We start from the raw sequence: 15636 nt of genomic DNA, 5'->3' as shown, positions 1-15636 counted from the left end.
CCGCGGCTCAGTCGACGTGCCCGGCCAGCAGCTCGACGAACCCGGCCGCCAGCCGGTGCGGGCGCCGCTCGTGCTGCACCACCTGCAGCGCGGTCGGCTCCAGGTCGGGCACCGGCAGGAAGCGGATGTCCGGCCGCCGGACGTACGTCGTGCTGCGCTCGCAGAGCAGCAGGCCCTGGCGGGTACCGGCCACCATCGACAGGCCCGCCTGGAGGGTTGCCGCACCCGCCGAGTAGGCCAACTCCCGCCCGTCCGGCGTCCGCCGGGGCGCGTTCGCCTGCCGCCAGTACTCGGGCGCCGGGCCGCGCGGCTCGATCAGCGGCATGGCGGCCAGCTCGGCGGCGCTCACACCGTCCGCCCCGCCGGGGCGCCGCGCGGCGGAGACCGCCACGTACACCGGCTGCCGGGAGAACTCCATCAGCACCTCGAGCCCCGGCTCCCGGCACGGGGCGAGCACGATCGCCAGGTCGACCTCGCCGCGGGCGAGGTGCGAGAACGGGTCCGCCCACGGCAGTTCGACCAGGTGCGCGGCGCCCTCCGGCAGGCTCGCGACCACCCGGGCGACGGGCTCGTACACCGCGCACTGGAAGCCCAGCCGCAGCGGCCTCGCCGTCGCGGCCCCGGCCCGGGCGGCGTCGTAGCCGTCCCGGAGCCGTTCGAAGGCGGGCACCACGTGCTCGGCCAGTGCCCGCCCCAGCTCGGTCAACTCGACCCGGCGGCTGGTCCGTCGGAACACCGGGGCACCGATCCGGCTCTCCAGGCGCTTGATCAGCTGGGAGACCCGGCCCTGCGAGACGCCGAGGCGCTCCGCCGTCCGCCCGAAGTGCAGCTGGTGGACGAGGACGGAGAAGCACTCCAGCTCCTGCAGCGGCAGCTCGGGCAGGACGGCGGAGGCTGCGAGGGCTGAGGGCGGTCGTTCCACCTCGGCAGTCTACGTCCGGCTACCCGGCCGCTCCGCAGGCCAGTACGGCGCGCAGCTCGGCGGCCGGATCGCCCTCGTGGTACGGGCGTTCGCTCGGCTCGATGTGATCCAGGAACTCCTGGTAGCGCAGGGCGTAGGACAGGTGGTAGAGCGGCTCGGCGAGTTCGAGGGCGCCTCGCGGGTCGGAGCCGGGGGCGTGGCGCCGCCAGGCCTCCGTCCAGACCCGGGTGTGGTGCTGCCAGGCCTCCTCGCCGAGGTAGGCGCGGGGGCGCAGCCCGTCCAGGGCTGGGTGGCCGAGGCAGGAGTCGGCGTAGTCGACGACCACCGTGCCGGTGCCGTCGGAGCGCCAGTTGCCGGGGTGGAAGTCGCCGTGCAGCAGGGTCTCGGGCAGGCCGCAGTCGGCGAGCCGGTCCAGCAGGCCGGGGAGGCCGGCGGCGAAGCCGGCCAGGCCGTCCAGCTCCTCGGACGTCAGGTCGGTCTCCTCGGCGAGCCGGCCCAGCAGGGCCGTCAGCTCGGCGGCCAGGGCGCGGGGGGTGCGGTCGCGCAGGCCGGTCAGGTCGGCCGGGCGATCGGCGAGCGCGGCCTGGGCGGCGACCAGCCGGGGAACGACGTCGGCGACCGTCCCGGCGGACGGGCTCCAGCAGTCCTCGCCGGGGACGTGGTCGAGCAGCAGCCGCCCGCCGCGGGGGTGGGCGGCGAGGACGGTCGGGACGAGCGCGCGGTCGACGCCGCCGAGCAGCGCGATGACCGCGGCCTCGTCGGCGTTGAAGGCGGGCGTCGTGGTCTTCAGCCAGGCGTCGACGCCGCCGGCGGTGGGGAGGCGGAACAGACCGGAGAGGTTCCAGGTCCGGATCTGCCGCGCGGGCGCGGCCGGCGCGCGGCCGACGGCGGCCAGCTCCGTCTGCGCCCAGGCCAGCGCCTCCCGCAGACCCGCGGGCGTGGCCCAGGCGGCGCGGCGTTCGGCGGGCCCGAGCAGCGCGACCGTCCCGGCTTCCGGGGGGCGGGAGTCGAGCGCCTTCGGCCGCTCCAGCGCCTCGGCGTGGTAGCGCACCCGCCCGCCGTGGCCCGGCTCCTCGCTCCGCCCGTCGACCAGCCGCGCCACCATCACCGGCACGCCGGCCGCCTCCGTCGCCCGCGCGACCACCTCGTCCACGGAGGACCACCAGCCGAGCTCCACCTCGAAGGGGCCCAACTGCCCGAAGTACTCGTCGCCGTAGGTGAGATCGACCGTCGCGGTCCGGTTGCTCGCTCGCTGCATCGCAGCAGCTTCGCCGACGGGGTCGGGGCGACGCCACCGGTTTTCCGGCCGCGCCGACCGGGTCGGATCCGGTGCGCCCGGGGCTAGCGCTAGGCGATGGCCACCGCGGTGCCCGAGACCCGCACCCGGGTGTCCTCGGCGCGCAGTTCGACCCGCAGCAGGCCCGGGCGGCCCAGGTCGGCGCCCTGGTGGAGCGTCAGCACCGCCGGGGCCTCCACCGCGCCGAGCTCCCGCAGGTACGCGCCGAAGGCGGCCGCGGCGGCGCCGGTCGCCGGGTCCTCGACCACGCCGCCGACCGGGAACGGGTCGCGGACGTGGAAGACCTCGGGGCCCTCCCGCCAGGCGAGCTGCAGGGTGGTCAGGTCACGGGCGCGCATGAAGTCGGCGAGGCCGTCGAAGTCGTAGTCGAGCCGGGCCAGCCTCTCGCGGGTGGCGACCGGCAGGACGAGGTGCCGGGCGCCCGCGTAGGCGACGCGGGGCGGCAGGGCCGGATCGAGGTCGGCGGCGGACCAGCCGAGCAAGGCGAGCGCCTGCGCCACGTCGGCCGCCGGCACCTCCTCGACCTTGGGCTCGACGCTGGTCAGGGTGGCGCGCAGCAGCCCGTCGGCTCCGCGCTCGACCTCGACCGGGACCTCCCCGGCCGCGGTCTCGAAGACGTACTGCCCGGGGCCGGTGCGCTCGGCGACGGCGACGGCGGAGCCGACCGTCGCGTGGCCGCAGAACGGCACCTCGGCGAGCGGGCTGAAGTACCGCACGCGGTAGGACCCTTCGGCCGGGCCGGCGGTCAGGAAGGCGGTCTCGGAGTACCCGACCTCGGCGGCGATGGCGAGCATCCGCTCGTCGGTCAGCCCGGTGGCGTCGAGCACCACGCCTGCCGGGTTGCCGCCCTCGGGGCGGGTCGCGAAGGCGGCGTAGCGGAGGATCTTGGGAGCGGCGTCGTCGGTCATGACCGGACGAACGCGCCGGGTGCGTGGGCTGTTCCCGTCGGCGCCGCGGGTGTGCCGCCCGGGCGCGGCCACCGCACCGGTCGCGCGCGCCCGCGCTGCCGGGCCCGGCCGGGCCCGGCGACCGGCGGTGGGGCCGGTCGATCGGACGCGGCCGTCCCGTCCCGGTGGGATGATCTGCAGCATGGCCCTGACCCCGCACCAGCGGCATCTCCGTGACCGGATCATGGCCGCCGAGGTGACCGCCCCGCCGGAGCCGTGGCGGCCGGTGGGCCGTGGGGCGCTCGCGGTCGGCGGGCTGCTCGGCATCGGCTTCGCCGTCCACCCGGAGAGCGGCCACGACCTGGTGCTGACGGTCTCGCACGGCGGCCACGGCCTGTTCGACGCGGTGACCGGCCTCAAGCTGGCCCGTGACCACGAGCCCGCCGAGGACCCGGACGGCCCGGACCTCGCCTGCCCCGGACTCGGCCAGGTCACGGACGTGCGCGTCCCGGTGGCGGGGCTGTGGGGCGGCGGGCTGCACACCGCCGCCGAGGGCGGCTGGCACGTCAGCGTGGCCGCCCCGGAGTGGCCGCACCACCGGGTGCTGCTCGCCAACGGGCGGGGGCCGTCGGATGGCGAGCACGGCGAGAGCTGGTGGCTGGTCCTGGACGCCGACCGGTCCACCTTGCGGGCGGCCGGCTTCTCCCCGACGGGCCGGACCCTCGCGGTGGCCACCAGCAGCGACCTCACGCTCTGGACCCGCGGCTAGCACCCGCCCCGCCGCTCCTTCCCGGGCCCGTCCGGCTTCCGGATGCGAACGGCGCGCCGAGCGCCGATGCTGGCGGCGAGGCGTGCGCGGCCCGAGGAAGGAAGCCACAACGTGAGTGCTCTCGACTTCGAGATCATCGACAGCCCCGACAGCTCGCTCAACAAGACCTCCGTCCTGGTCACCGGCCCCCACGACGCCCTGCTGGTGGACGCCGGGTTCACCCGCTCCGACGGGCGCCGGCTGGTGGAGCGGGTCAGGGCGAGCGGCAAGCGGCTGACCACCGTCTTCGTCAGCCACGGCGACCCGGACTTCTACTTCGGCGCCCAGGAGGTCCAGGACGCCTTCCCGCAGGCCCGCTTCGTGGCCACCGCCTCGACCGTCGAGCGCATCCAGGAGACGTACGAGGCCAAGCTTCGCGCCTGGGCGCACCTGGGCCCCGAGCTGCCCACCCGGCTGGTGCGGCCCGAGGCGCTGCACGGGGACGAGCTGGTCTTCGAGGGCCACCGTTTCGAGCTGCGCGGCGCCGACTTCCACCTGCCGGACCGGCACTACCTCTGGCAGCACCACCACCGCGCCGTGCTGGCCGGGGTGCTGCTCTTCCAGGGCCTGCACGTGTGGACCGCCGACACCCCGACTTCCGCCCAACGGGCCGCCTGGATCGACCTGTTGGACGGCATCGAGGCACTGCATCCGACCTGGGTCGCGGCCGGCCACCGGATCGCCGGCGCGTCCACCGACCTGAACGCCGTCGACCACACCCGCGCCTACCTGCGCGCCTTCGAGACCGAGATCGGCCGGGCCGCGAACGCGGACGCCGCCAAGGAGGCGCTGGAGCGGCGGTTCCCGGAGCTGGGGCTGCGGATCGCGGTGGACATCGGTACCAAGGTCGTCATGGGCGAGATGGCCTGGGGGTGAGCGGGCAGTGATCGAGATCCCCCGGGACGTCTCCTCCTTCGCCGAGTCGCCCGCTCCCGCCGACGTGGTGCGCCGCCAGTACCTGGCCTCCGCCCGGGGCGACCTGGCGGCGCTGCGCACCACCCTGGCCGAGGACGTGGAGTGGACCGAGATGGCCGGCTTCCCGCTGGCCGGCACCTACCGCACGCCGAAGGGCGTCACCGCCAACGTGATGGAGCGGCTGGCCGCCGAGTGGGACGACTGGACGGCGCACGACGACACCTACGTGGTCGACGGGGAGACGGTGGTGGTGCTGGGCCGGTACACGGCCGTCCACAAGGCCACCCGGAAGCCGCTGGCGGTCCGGGTCGCCCACCGCTTCACCGTGCGCGGCGGCCGGATCGTCCGCTTCGAGCAGTTCACCGACACCGCGCTGGTCAGGGACGCGATGACGGCGTGAGGCCCGCCGTGGCCCGCCGTGGCCCGCGTTCACCCGTACGGGCGAGCGCGGCGCGGCGCGCCAGGCGCGGTCTCGACAGACCACCCGGACGGCGGCAGGCTGGGCCCGACCACGGCCGGAGAACGAGGAGTCGAGCATGGCGGGCACGGACACCGGGACCACCGGAGCGGGCGGGCGGGAGCGCCCGGTCGTCATCGTCGGGGCGTCCCTGGGCGGTGCGAAGGCGGCCGAGGCACTGCGCGAGGCCGGGTACCGGGGCGGCATCGTCCTGATCGGCGAGGAGCACGAGCGCCCGTACGAGCGGCCGCCGCTGTCCAAGGGCTACCTGCAGGGCAAGACGCCCCGGGAGAAGATCTACGTCCACCCCTCGCAGTGGTACGCGGAACACGACGTCACGCTGCGGATGGGCACGGCGGTGGCCTCGATCGACCCGGCCGGGCACACCGTGACGCTCGCCGACAACGGCCAGGTGGAGTACGCCAAGCTGCTGCTGACCACCGGCTCGGTGCCGCGCCGGCTGCCGGTGCCCGGCGCGGACCAGGACGGGGTGCTCTACCTGCGCCGGGTCGAGGACAGCGACCGGATCGAGGAGGCGCTGCGGCCCGGGGCCAGGATCGCGGTGATCGGCGCGGGCTGGATCGGGCTGGAGGTGGCGGCCGCGGCCCGGGAGGCGGGCGCCGAGGTGACGGTGCTGGAGGCGCTCGAACTGCCGCTGCTGCGGGTGCTCGGCCGGGAGGTCGCCCAGGTCTTCGCCGACCTCCACCGGGAGCACGGCGTGGACCTGCGCTTCGGCGTCAAGGTGGCCGAACTTACCGGCGACGGCGGCACGGTGAACGGCGTGAAGCTCGCCGACGGCACCACGGTGGCGGCCGACGCGGTGGTCGTCGGCATCGGCATCGCCCCCGCAACCGGCCTGGCCGAGGCGGCCGGCCTGGAGGTCGACAACGGCGTCAAGACCGACCAGCACCTGCGCACCTCGGACCCGGACGTCTACGCGGCCGGCGACGTCGCCAACGCCTTCCACCCGCTGTTCGGCAGGCATGTGCGGGTCGAGCACTGGGCCAACGCGCTCAACCAGCCGCAGACCGCCGCCCGCGCGCTGCTCGGGCAGCCGGACGCGGTGTACGACCGTGTCCCCTACTTCTTCACGGACCAGTACGACCTCGGCATGGAGTACGTCGGCTACGTCGAGCCGGACGGCTACGACCGGGTGGTGTTCCGCGGCGACCCGGCCACCCGCGAGTTCATCGCGTTCTGGCTCTCCGGCGGCCGGGTGCTCGCGGGGATGAACGTCAACGTCTGGGACGTCACCGACCCGATCCGCGAACTGGTGCGCTCGGGGCGGGTGGTGGACGCCGAGGCGCTGGCCGACCCGAACGTTCCGCTCGACTCGCTGTAGTCGGCGAGCCGAACCGGTCAGCCGGATCGGTCAGCCGACGGGGATGCCGGGGTTCACCAGGCCCCGGCCCCCGGTGACGGTGTTGCCCGCGCCGATCGTGACCTTGCACTTCGCCGCGTCGTAGGCGGTCACGTGGATCGCGTACCGGTCCGGCCCGGTGGCGCCGGTGAGGTCGGAGCGGTTGCCGCGGAAGACGGTGCCGCAGCCCCAGCCCGGCTGGAGGCTGTGGGTCTGGTAGCCGTCGTTCGTGGTGCGCCGGCCGGTGTTGTTCTCGATGACGTAGCCGTTGCCCTTCACGTCGACCCAGGAGTCGTCCGAGTGGCTCCCGGTGAGGCCGTCGCCGTCGAAGGTGTTGCCGGAGACCAGGCCGCCGGTGGTGCCCTCCTTGAGGTCGACGTTCTCTCCGCCGATGTTCGGGCCGAAGGTGTTGCCGGTGATCTGCACGTGGTCGCTGCGGTCGGTCAGGGTGTTGGCGGTGCCGACGTAGACGCCCTCGCCCATGCCGTCCCCGCTCAGGCCGGTGTCGTGGACGCGCGAGTCGCGCAGTGTGCCGTAGGCGCTGGAGTTGCGGAAGTGCACGCCCTCCATGGTGGTGTGGTGGACCGTCACGCCGTCCAGGACCACGTGGTTCGCGGAGTCGGCCATGATGCCCTTCTGGCCGCCGGTGACGGTCAGCCCCTGGACGGTCCAGTAGCTCGCGCCGTCGAGGTGGAGTCCGTAACCGCCGCCGGGGGCGGTGAGGACGGCCTTCGCCGAGCCGGTGAGGGTGATCCGGGCGGCCGCGGTGCCGGGGGTGGTGGCCTTGAAGTTGCCGGAGTAGGTGCCGTCGGCGAGCTGGATGGTCTGGCCGGGCGCGGCGGCGGCGAGCGCGCTCTGGAGCTGCTTGGTGGTGCCGACCTTGACCACGGCCGCCTCGGCCACGGCCGTGGGGGCGGCGGAGCCGGCGGCCACGGCCGTGGGGGCGGCCGAGCCGAGGGCGAGGACGGTGAGCGCGGCGAGGAGGACGGGGACTGCGGGACGCTGGGTCACGGACGGTGCTCCTTGCAGTGGTCGGGGCCGGCCGGGGTGACCGGGGCCGGTGAATGACAGGAACATGCCGCCGCCAGGGTGGACTGGACCATTCCGGGGCGTCAAGAGCGCCTCGTCCGCGTGATACTGGAGCCCTGGGGGCCTCCGGAGTCCCCGCGGGCACGGAGTCGCGGACACGGAGCCGCGGAGAGGGAGGCGGCGATGGGCGGCACGGCCGGGTTCGCCGTGGTGGTGTTCGGTGCGCTGGGCGGCGTGGTCGCCTACCTCGCCGGGGTGGTCGGCCTGCGCGAACTGCGGCGCCTGCGCCGGGTCGGCGTCCCCGCACGGGCACTGGTGCGCGAGCGCGCCGCGGCGCCGGAGGACCGCGCGCTGCCGCCGCGGCCGCTGCTCCAGTTCGCGACCGAGGACGGCCGGGTGGTCGAGGTCTTCTCCCCCGTCCCCTCCACCACCCGCCACCCACTGCCGGACGGCGGCTTCGTCCCGGTCCGCTACGACCCGGCGGACCCGTCGCAGGTCCTGGTGGACGGGCGGGAGCGCGCGGGGCTGGAGTACGGGTTCCTCGCGCTCGGGGTGCTGGTGGTGCTCGGCTCGATCACCCTCGGCGCCACGGTGCTCTGACCGGGCGCCCGGAACGGGGCACCGGGCGGTGGACCAGGCGGCGCATCGGGCGGGTCGCACGCGGTCGGGCCCCCGGGACGGCGCACCGGGCGGGCCGCGCGGTACGCGGCCCGCCCGCCCGCTCAGACGGTGGCGGCGGTGGTCGCCGCCACCGTCGCCGCGGTGGTGACGGCGACCATGGTGAGCTGCATGTTCCGGATCGCCTCGCGGACCGACTCTGCGGCCCCGTCACCGGCGGCGATCTCGGCGAAGCGCGGCTCGACCTGCTTGCGGGGCAGCTCGGGGAAGGCCAGCCGGTGCAGCCGGGAGCCGTGCAGCAGGGCCACCAGGGCGGCGGTGCGCAGGTCCGGCTCCGCGCCGTTCAGCACCGTGGCGGCGAGCCGCTCGCGCAGTTCGCGCTCCACGCCGCCGTCCGCCTCCGGGTAGCGGCGGACCGGGAAGATGCCGAGCGCGCGGCGCCGCTCCTCGACCACCAGGCCCCGCTCGCACAGCCGCGCGACGGTGTCGGCGACGGCCGTGGCACGGTCCTTGGTCAGCCAGTCGGCCGCCTTGGCCTTGCCGGAGCGGCGCCCCGCGGCCCACTCGTCGAGCCGGGCCAGCCGGCCGTCCAGCAGCGGCTCACCGGTCGGGGTCCGGTCGGCGACGGTGAGCCGGCCGTCCTCGATCGCGACCCGCCCGGCCAGCACCAGCTCGGCCAGGATGCCGCCCGCGGCGGCCCAGGCGGCGGTGGCGGCGTCCTTCGCGACGCCGGACTCGTCGTCCAGCGAGAGCAGCATCAGCTCCTCGGCGAGGGTGACGTGCATCGGGTGCCCCTTCCTCTCGGTACCGCGGTTCGCTGCGCCGACGGCGCCTCAACCGCGCAGTGTTTCGACCAGGCGCCGGGCCCTGGTGTCCTCCTCGAGCAACGCCCGGAGCAGTCGATCAGTGCCCTGACCTGCGACGTCGGCGAGGTAGGCCTCGACCGAGCGGGGGTCGGCGGGCAGCGTCACCCCGCCGGAGTCCAGTGCGGCCCGCGCCCGGGCGTAGTCGAGGCCGAGCCCGGCGAGCAGTTCGCCGGTGCCGCCCTCCTGTGCCAACTGCGGCTCGTGACGGGCCACTTCGTGTACGGCCAGCAGGGCGAGCAGGACGTGCTCGGTACCGGGCGTCCGGCGCCCGAGGCGCTCGGCCTGGGCGTCGGCCTCCGACCGGATCCAGGCCGCCGGACCGGACGAGCCCGGCCGCAGCACGCGCTTCCAGCGCGGCGCCGGGTGCGCGCGGCGGGCCAGCATCGCCTCCCGGGTGGGACGCAGCAGCGGGTCGAGGCCGCCTCCCCTCGGCACCGCGCCCTCTCGCCCTTCGGGCTCCAGCATGGTCGTGTCCATCGGCCCCTCCCATCACGACGGCTTTACTCGGACTATATTCCTGCTTTTCCTCTTCTTGGGAATTTCCCGCACGCCAAGAACATGTCAGGACTCCTCCGGCGCGGGGCGCGGAAGACGGGGCGCGGAAGACGGGGCGCGGAAGACGGGGCGCGGAAGACGGGGCGCCCCGCCGTTGTTGGCATCTGGTGCCATCGTGGGAACCGCGTCCGCGAGAGGGGTGAGCACCATGGCCGACACGCTCCCCGTGCCGGGTCCGGCCCCCGAGGCGCGGGCGCCGCTGGACGCCTACTCCCGGATCGTCACCTCCGTCGCCGCGGCGCTGACCCCGCGGGTCGCTGCGCTCCAGGTCCCCCGGCGCGGCCGGGGCGGCTGGTTCAGCACCGCCCTCGGCTCGGCGGTGGTCTTCACCGAGGACGGGTTCCTGCTCACCAACGCCCACGTCGTCGGCCACGCCGACGCCGGGACGCTGGCCTTCGCCGACGGCACCACCTCCCCGTTCCACACCATCGGCGCCGACCCGCTCTCCGACCTCGCCGTGCTGCGCGCCGACGGGCCGACTCCGACGCCGGTCTCGCTCGGCGAGGCGACCGGCCTGCGGGTCGGACAGCTGGTCGTCGCCGTCGGCAACCCGCTGGGCCTGGCCGGGACGGTCACGGCGGGCGTGGTCAGCGCCCTCGGCCGCTCGATCCCGGCCCGCTCCGGCAGCGCGGTGCGGGTCATCGACAACGTGGTCCAGACCGACGCCGCGCTCAACCCGGGCAACTCCGGCGGCGCGCTGGCCACCGCGGACGGCGAGGTGGTCGGCATCACCACGGCGGTGGCCGGCAACGGGCTCGGCCTGGCCGTGCCGCTCGACGCCACCAGCCGCCGGATCGTCGCGGCCCTGCTCGCCGACGGCCGGATCCGCCGCGCCTACCTCGGCCTCGCCGGGGTGCCCGCGCCCCTGCCGCCCGCCCTGCGCCACCGCACCGGGCAGCGCGGCGGCCTGCGGATCGTCGAGGTGGTGCCCGGCGCGCCCGCCGACCGCGCCGGGCTGCACGCGGGCGACCTGCTGCTCACCGCCGCGGGCGAGCCGATGGGCAGCGCCCAGGCCCTCCAGCGGCTGATGCTGGCCGACGCGATCGGCCGCCCGCTCCCGCTCACCGTGCTGCGCGGCGAGGCCCTGGTCGACGTGCTCGCCGTGCCCGCGGAGCTGCCCGCCGACGACTGACCGGGCCCCGGGGCCACCCCTACGCACGGGCCCCACCGACCTCACCGCCCGTCTCGGCCGGGCCGCCACCGGTGCCGCCACAGATGCCGCCCCGAAGGCACCGCTACGCGCGGGCCCCACGCCGCATCACCCAGAGCGCCGGCCCGCCCTCCGGCAGCCGGACCTCCTCCAGCACCTCGAAGCCGAAGTGCCCGTAGAGCGCGAGGTTCTCCTCCTTGGAGGACTCCAGGTAGACCGACAGCCCCTGGGCGTCGGCCCTGGCCAGCCCCGAGCGCAGCAGCGCGGAACCCTGCCCCCGGCCCTGGGCGACGGGGTCGGTGCCGATCACCGCGAGGTACCAGTGCGGCTCCTGCGGCGCGTTGTCGGCGGCCGCCTCGACGGACTGCCGGAACGACTCGGCCCGGTCGCCGAGCGGCGCGACCAGCTCCCGGAGCGTCTCCTCGTCCGGTACCGCCTTGTCCTGCGCGTGCGGCGGCACCCAGAACGCGGCCGCGTCCGCCGTCCGCTCGCACACCCCGTGCCGGACGTACTGCCGGGTGAACAGCGTGGTGAAGTAACCGCCCAGCCCCGCCTGCCGGGTGGCCGGGTCGGGGAAGAACCAGCACATCATCGGGTCGTCGGCGAAGGCCAGGGCCAGTAATCGACTGACTGACGACGCGTCATCGAGGGTCGCCGGCTGCGGCGTGTTGGTCATCTGCACACGGACATCGTGCGCGCCCTTTATCTCCGGCCCGGCGGTGAGGGTGGCTGCGGGCGGAAATAACCGTTGGCGCCCGTGCGATCGGCGTGGTTAGGCTGACGCCGTTCCGTACCGATCGACCCGGGCCACCGCCCGACCGGAGAGGGTGTCTTCATGTCCCGGACCGCGCCGAGTGCGCCTCGCCACACCGCCTGCAACCAGGCCTGACGAACCGTCGAGGCCACTCGGCCTGCTCTTGCTGTCATCGCAGAACCCCTCAGCAAGGAGCACCCCGGGTGTCCAGCACCTCCAGCACTCCCCCCACTCTGAAGACCTCCACCTTCGCCTGCGCCTGGTGCGGTCTGACCGTCTCCACCTACGCCGCCGACGGCACGCGGCGCAACCACTGCCCGTCCTGCCTGCAGTCACGGCACGTCCTCGACCAGGTCGAGGGCGGCCCGAGCGACTGCCGGGGCCGGATGTCGCCGATCGCCATCGCCGTGCTGCGCACCGGCGGTTGGACGGTCGTCCACCGGTGCGTGCGCTGCGACGAGCTGACGTCCACCCCCGTCTGCACGGACGACAACCAGCTCATCCTGATGCGGATGGCTGTCCGGCCGCTCGCCCAACCGCCGTTCCCGCTCGAAGCGTTCGGCACCCTCTGAGCCGCGCACGGAAGAGGGGAACCGAAGCATGCCACGACGCAAGAACACCGGCGGCCGGAGCCGGCAGGGCCGCCGCCCGCAGCGGCACAAGGACGTCCTGCACGAGCAGGGCGGTCACCGGGCGAACGCCTTCCGCTGCGTGGACTGCCGGCTGGACGTCCCCCTGGACGCCCCTGGCACCGCGCACCGCAACCACTGCCCGAACTGCCTGGCCAGCCGTCATGTCGACGGCCGGAGGCCCGGTGACCGGGCGGCCGGCTGCGGCGGCCGGATGGCCGTGCTGGGCCTGTCGGTCCGCGCCGACGGCGAGTGGATGATCATCCACCAGTGCCTGTCCTGCGGTGAGTTGAGCGCCAACCGGATCGCCGGGGACGACAACGCCCTGGCCCTGGTCCGCCTGGCCCTCGAACCGCTGCGGGACACCACCCTGGCCCACCGCGTCCTGCTCGCGCTGTAGGCCGGGCCCGCAGCTCGACCGGGGCGCGCGGGGTGGTGGTCGCGGCGGGCCCGTCCGTACGGGCGGGCCCGCCGTCCGAACCGGCGACCACTCCACGTGCCCGGGTCGCCCGCCTCCACCGGTTCGCCGGGGCTCCGGATACCGGCCGGAGCCCCGGCCCCCGGCGAGGTCCGTCCGTACGGGCGGACCATCCTTGGGCGGCGCCTCAGCGCGGGCCGTCGAGCCGCGGGCCGTCGAACCGCGGGCCGTCGAGCCGCGGGCCGTCGAACCGCAGCGGCGACACCCGTACGGTGCGGCGCGGCAGGGCAGTGGGCAGGGCCGCCAGCAGGGCGGTCGCGGTGAACATCGCGTAGTGCCCGGCCTCCGGCCACGGGCCCGCCCAGCCGAGTTCGCCGTGGCGGTGCTCGGCGAAGGCGTTGCAGCAGAGCCAGGCCGCCAGGCCGATCAGCGGTGCGGCCCCCGGCCGGGAGCGGCGCCCGACCAGTCCGCACAACGCCAGGTAGCCGAGGTACGGCAGCGGGCCGGAGTGCAGTTCGCGCAGAACCGCGAGCGCGGGTGCCAGCGCGCCGCCGCCCAGCAGCGCCACCGTGCCCGCGGTGGGGGCCGAGAGGCGCTCCAGCACCGGGCGGTAGCGGTCGGCGCCGGGGCGGGCCGAGTACATCCGCACCGCGGGCTACCGCTTCACCGCGAGGGCTTCGGGCGCGGGGCCGGCCGGCAGGTGCCGGCAGGCGCGGCGGTGCGCGGACTCCAGCCGGTGCAGGTCGCGCAGCAGTTCGGGCACCGGGACGGTCAGCACCGGGCAGCCGGCCTTCCGGGCGCAGTGGCCGGGCACCGAGCGCCGCAGCCGGCGGCGCAGCGGGCCGCCGCTGCGGCCGAGGACCAGCAGGTCGTCGGGCCGGTCGGCGACCTGCAGCAGGGCGGGGCCGGCCTCGCCGCGGATCACCACCGGGTGCAGCGGCACCCCGGGGTCGGCGCTGCCGAAGGCCGCGTCGAGGGCGTCCCGCAGGCGCTGTTCGGCGGCCTCCCGGACGGCGGCGAGCAGCGGCGGGCAGGGCGAGCGCCGGTAACCGTGCTCGCCGCCGGGCGGCTCCCAGGCGAGCACCGGCACCAGGGCGGCGCCGCGCTCGCGGGCCTCGGCGACGCCGCGGTGCAGTGCCGCGAGGCTCCCCAACGACCCGCTGACCCCGACCACCACCCTGGGTGCCGTGCCGCCTTCGTGCCGCCCGTTGCCGTGCATGATCCGTCCTCGTGTGGTCGCGTTCTCCGTCGTCCTCCACCCAACCGCCGTCGACGGGGTGACCTGCTCTCCTTGACGCCTTCCTGACGTCCCCGGGGTCGTTCCCAACGCACTCCATACGCGGCGCACCCGGCCAACCGGGGGCTCCCGCCACCCGGGCCTCACCCCGGGGACGAGCGGAAGCAGCCGCCCGAGACGGAAGGCGGAAAGGGAACGCGGAAAGGGGGCGGGCCCCGGGGCCCGCCCCCTTCGCCGTGCCCGCTCACCGTTCTCCGAGCAGCAGCAGTTGACATGAATGGTGCTATCGTCAGTAGCACCATGTTGCTGAAGCTGGACATCGGGGACACCCGACCGCTGCACGAACAGGTCGCCGGCGCGATCAGACGGGCCGTCGCCGAGGGCGAGTGCGCCCCCGGGGACAAACTGCCCCCGGCCCGGGAGCTCTCCCGGGCGCTGGGGGTGAACACCAACACCGTCCTGCGCGGGCTGCGCACGCTGCGCGACGAAGGGGTGCTGGAGTTCCGCAGGGGCCGCGGCATCACGATCGCGACCGGCGCCGACACCCGCTCCGAACTCGTGGACCGGGTCCGGCAGTTGGTCGAAGACGCGGCCCGGGCCGGCTACAGCAGGAACGATCTCGTGGACATGATCAGGGGGTTGTCGTGACGGACCAGGGGACGACTTCGACGAGAGCGGCGGCAGAGCGGCCGACGCACCGCGGCGCGGTCTGGGCGGCGGCGACCTGGTCGGCAGGCGTGCTGGCCCTGCTGATCGCGCTGCCGCTGCTGGCGCGTGACCGCCTGCCCGACCCGCTGGCCACCCACTGGGGCGGACGGGAACCGGACGACTCGATGTCGCTGACGGCCGCCGTGCTCTTCCCGGCGGCGTTCTGGGCGGTCCTGGTGCTGACCGCGGTGGCCCTGCGGCGGTACCGGGGCAACCTGGCGCCCGGTGCCGCGGCGACCACGCTGGCGGCCGGCGGGGTGCTGCTGACGGGCGCGCAGGCCTCCATCGTGCACGCCAACCTGGACCGTGCCCGCTGGCAGGACGCCGCGCCGATGGGCATCGAGGTGGTCCTGATCCTGCTGGCCACCGGCCTCGCCGGGCTGCTCGCCCGGCTGGCGAGCCACCGCTACGACGCCCGACCCGCACCGCGCCCGGCGGCCGGGGAGCCGGCGCTGGAGGTGCCGCCGGGCGCGCACCTCGTCTGGCTCTCCCACGCCGCCAACCCGTGGCTGCAGCTGACCGCGTCGGTGTTCGGACTGGCGGCGGTGGCCGTGGCGGTGGCCGCCGCCAGCGGGGTGGCCGACGTGGGCCTGCCGCTGGTGCTGCTGCTCACGCTCCCGGCCCTCGCCATCCTCGTCTGCTCCTCGGTGCGGGTACGGGTGACCGCCTCCGGCCTGACCGTCGGCTTCGGCCCCTTCGGGTGGCCCGCCCGCCGCTGGTCCCCCACCGAGCTGGAGTCCGCCCGCGTCGAGCGGCGCACCGCCACCCAGGCGGGCGGCTGGGGCTACCGGATCAACGGGCTCGGCACCACCGTGATGCTGCGCGGGGGCGCCTGTCTGGTGGTCCGCACCCGCCGGGGAACGGACTTCGCGGTCAGCGTCGACGACGCCGAGCGCGGGGCGGCCCTGCTCAACGCGCTGATCGCGCGCACCCGGCAGCCCGCCGGCTGAACCGGCGGTTCGGCGGTCCGGCGGTCCGGACGGCGGGGCGGTCCGGTCGTGGTGACCGGGCCGCCCCGCCGTTCAT

General features: G+C 75.6%; 19 protein-coding genes. 10 read left to right on the top strand and 9 right to left on the bottom strand.

The window, feature by feature from the left end; all coding sequences use genetic code 11:
• Positions 1-7: 7 nt before the first annotated feature.
• The 3 genes from ACWDBE_RS27965 to ACWDBE_RS27955 form a co-directional block, all read right to left on the bottom strand.
• Positions 8-922, bottom strand: coding sequence for a LysR family transcriptional regulator (locus tag ACWDBE_RS27965; protein ID WP_449809429.1), 915 nt, complete (start codon positions 920-922; stop codon positions 8-10).
• Positions 923-941: 19 nt separating this feature from the next.
• A complete protein-coding gene (locus ACWDBE_RS27960; protein ID WP_449809428.1) occupies positions 942-2180 on the bottom strand; it encodes a phosphotransferase in 1239 nt (412 codons plus the stop codon).
• 89 nt (positions 2181-2269) lie between these two features.
• Positions 2270-3127, bottom strand: coding sequence for a PhzF family phenazine biosynthesis protein (locus ACWDBE_RS27955; RefSeq protein ID WP_449809427.1), 858 nt, complete (start codon positions 3125-3127; stop codon positions 2270-2272).
• A gap of 181 nt (positions 3128-3308) precedes the next feature.
• Between ACWDBE_RS27955 and ACWDBE_RS27950 the strand changes: the two genes are divergently transcribed.
• The 4 genes from ACWDBE_RS27950 (at position 3309) to ACWDBE_RS27935 (ending at position 6628) form a co-directional block, all read left to right on the top strand.
• Positions 3309-3875 (top strand): hypothetical protein, encoded by a 567-nt coding sequence (locus ACWDBE_RS27950; protein WP_449809426.1) that lies wholly within the window; start codon positions 3309-3311, stop codon positions 3873-3875.
• A gap of 111 nt (positions 3876-3986) precedes the next feature.
• Positions 3987-4790, top strand: a complete 804-nt coding sequence (locus tag ACWDBE_RS27945; protein ID WP_449809425.1) for an MBL fold metallo-hydrolase — start codon at positions 3987-3989, stop codon at positions 4788-4790.
• Positions 4791-4797: 7 nt separating this feature from the next.
• Positions 4798-5229, top strand: a complete 432-nt coding sequence (locus tag ACWDBE_RS27940) for a nuclear transport factor 2 family protein (RefSeq protein WP_449790665.1) — start codon at positions 4798-4800, stop codon at positions 5227-5229.
• A gap of 136 nt (positions 5230-5365) precedes the next feature.
• A complete protein-coding gene (locus ACWDBE_RS27935) occupies positions 5366-6628 on the top strand; it encodes an NAD(P)/FAD-dependent oxidoreductase (RefSeq protein ID WP_449809424.1) in 1263 nt (420 codons plus the stop codon).
• Between the two features lie 30 nt (positions 6629-6658).
• Here ACWDBE_RS27935 and ACWDBE_RS27930 read toward each other — a convergent pair whose 3' ends face one another.
• The gene (locus ACWDBE_RS27930; RefSeq protein ID WP_449809423.1) at positions 6659-7657 is read right to left on the bottom strand and encodes a right-handed parallel beta-helix repeat-containing protein; all 999 of its coding nucleotides are present in this window, start codon (positions 7655-7657) and stop codon (positions 6659-6661) included.
• 201 nt (positions 7658-7858) lie between these two features.
• Here ACWDBE_RS27930 and ACWDBE_RS27925 point away from each other — a divergent pair, with 201 nt between their 5' ends.
• A complete protein-coding gene (locus tag ACWDBE_RS27925) occupies positions 7859-8275 on the top strand; it encodes a hypothetical protein (RefSeq protein ID WP_449809422.1) in 417 nt (138 codons plus the stop codon).
• A gap of 122 nt (positions 8276-8397) precedes the next feature.
• Here ACWDBE_RS27925 and ACWDBE_RS27920 read toward each other — a convergent pair whose 3' ends face one another.
• Together ACWDBE_RS27920 and ACWDBE_RS27915 are read right to left on the bottom strand one after the other, a co-directional pair.
• Entirely contained in the window at positions 8398-9078 is a 681-nt protein-coding gene (locus tag ACWDBE_RS27920) for a GOLPH3/VPS74 family protein (RefSeq protein ID WP_449790661.1), read from the bottom strand.
• A gap of 48 nt (positions 9079-9126) precedes the next feature.
• Positions 9127-9636 (bottom strand): Clp protease N-terminal domain-containing protein, encoded by a 510-nt coding sequence (locus ACWDBE_RS27915; protein WP_449809421.1) that lies wholly within the window; start codon positions 9634-9636, stop codon positions 9127-9129.
• A gap of 226 nt (positions 9637-9862) precedes the next feature.
• Between ACWDBE_RS27915 and ACWDBE_RS27910 the strand changes: the two genes are divergently transcribed.
• Positions 9863-10846 (top strand): S1C family serine protease, encoded by a 984-nt coding sequence (locus tag ACWDBE_RS27910; protein WP_449809420.1) that lies wholly within the window; start codon positions 9863-9865, stop codon positions 10844-10846.
• A 103-nt stretch (positions 10847-10949) separates the two neighbouring features.
• On the opposite strand, the gene ACWDBE_RS27905 is transcribed toward ACWDBE_RS27910, so the two are convergent.
• The gene (locus ACWDBE_RS27905) at positions 10950-11546 is read right to left on the bottom strand and encodes a GNAT family N-acetyltransferase (protein ID WP_449790658.1); all 597 of its coding nucleotides are present in this window, start codon (positions 11544-11546) and stop codon (positions 10950-10952) included.
• 275 nt (positions 11547-11821) lie between these two features.
• Here ACWDBE_RS27905 and ACWDBE_RS27900 point away from each other — a divergent pair, with 275 nt between their 5' ends.
• Entirely contained in the window at positions 11822-12190 is a 369-nt protein-coding gene (locus ACWDBE_RS27900; RefSeq protein WP_449790657.1) for an RNHCP domain-containing protein, read from the top strand.
• Positions 12191-12218: 28 nt separating this feature from the next.
• Positions 12219-12647 carry an RNHCP domain-containing protein gene (locus ACWDBE_RS27895; protein WP_449809419.1) on the top strand — a complete coding sequence of 143 codons (429 nt, stop codon included), beginning with the start codon at positions 12219-12221 and terminating at the stop codon, positions 12645-12647.
• Between the two features lie 205 nt (positions 12648-12852).
• Here the strand turns inward: ACWDBE_RS27895 and ACWDBE_RS27890 are convergent, their stop codons facing one another.
• Positions 12853-13314, bottom strand: a complete 462-nt coding sequence (locus ACWDBE_RS27890; RefSeq protein ID WP_449809418.1) for a hypothetical protein — start codon at positions 13312-13314, stop codon at positions 12853-12855.
• A gap of 6 nt (positions 13315-13320) precedes the next feature.
• Positions 13321-13884 carry a universal stress protein gene (locus ACWDBE_RS27885; RefSeq protein WP_449809417.1) on the bottom strand — a complete coding sequence of 188 codons (564 nt, stop codon included), beginning with the start codon at positions 13882-13884 and terminating at the stop codon, positions 13321-13323.
• Positions 13885-14202: 318 nt separating this feature from the next.
• On the opposite strand from ACWDBE_RS27885, the gene ACWDBE_RS27880 reads away from it, so the two are divergent.
• A complete protein-coding gene (locus ACWDBE_RS27880) occupies positions 14203-14550 on the top strand; it encodes a GntR family transcriptional regulator (protein ID WP_392878052.1) in 348 nt (115 codons plus the stop codon).
• Positions 14547-15560, top strand: coding sequence for a DUF1648 domain-containing protein (locus ACWDBE_RS27875; RefSeq protein ID WP_449790653.1), 1014 nt, complete (start codon positions 14547-14549; stop codon positions 15558-15560). The genes ACWDBE_RS27880 and ACWDBE_RS27875 overlap by 4 nt, the downstream gene beginning before the upstream one ends.
• Positions 15561-15636 lie beyond the last annotated feature (76 nt).

The organism is Kitasatospora sp. NPDC001132, assembly GCF_053598415.1.
This window is presented reverse-complemented; position numbering and strand designations above follow the sequence as displayed.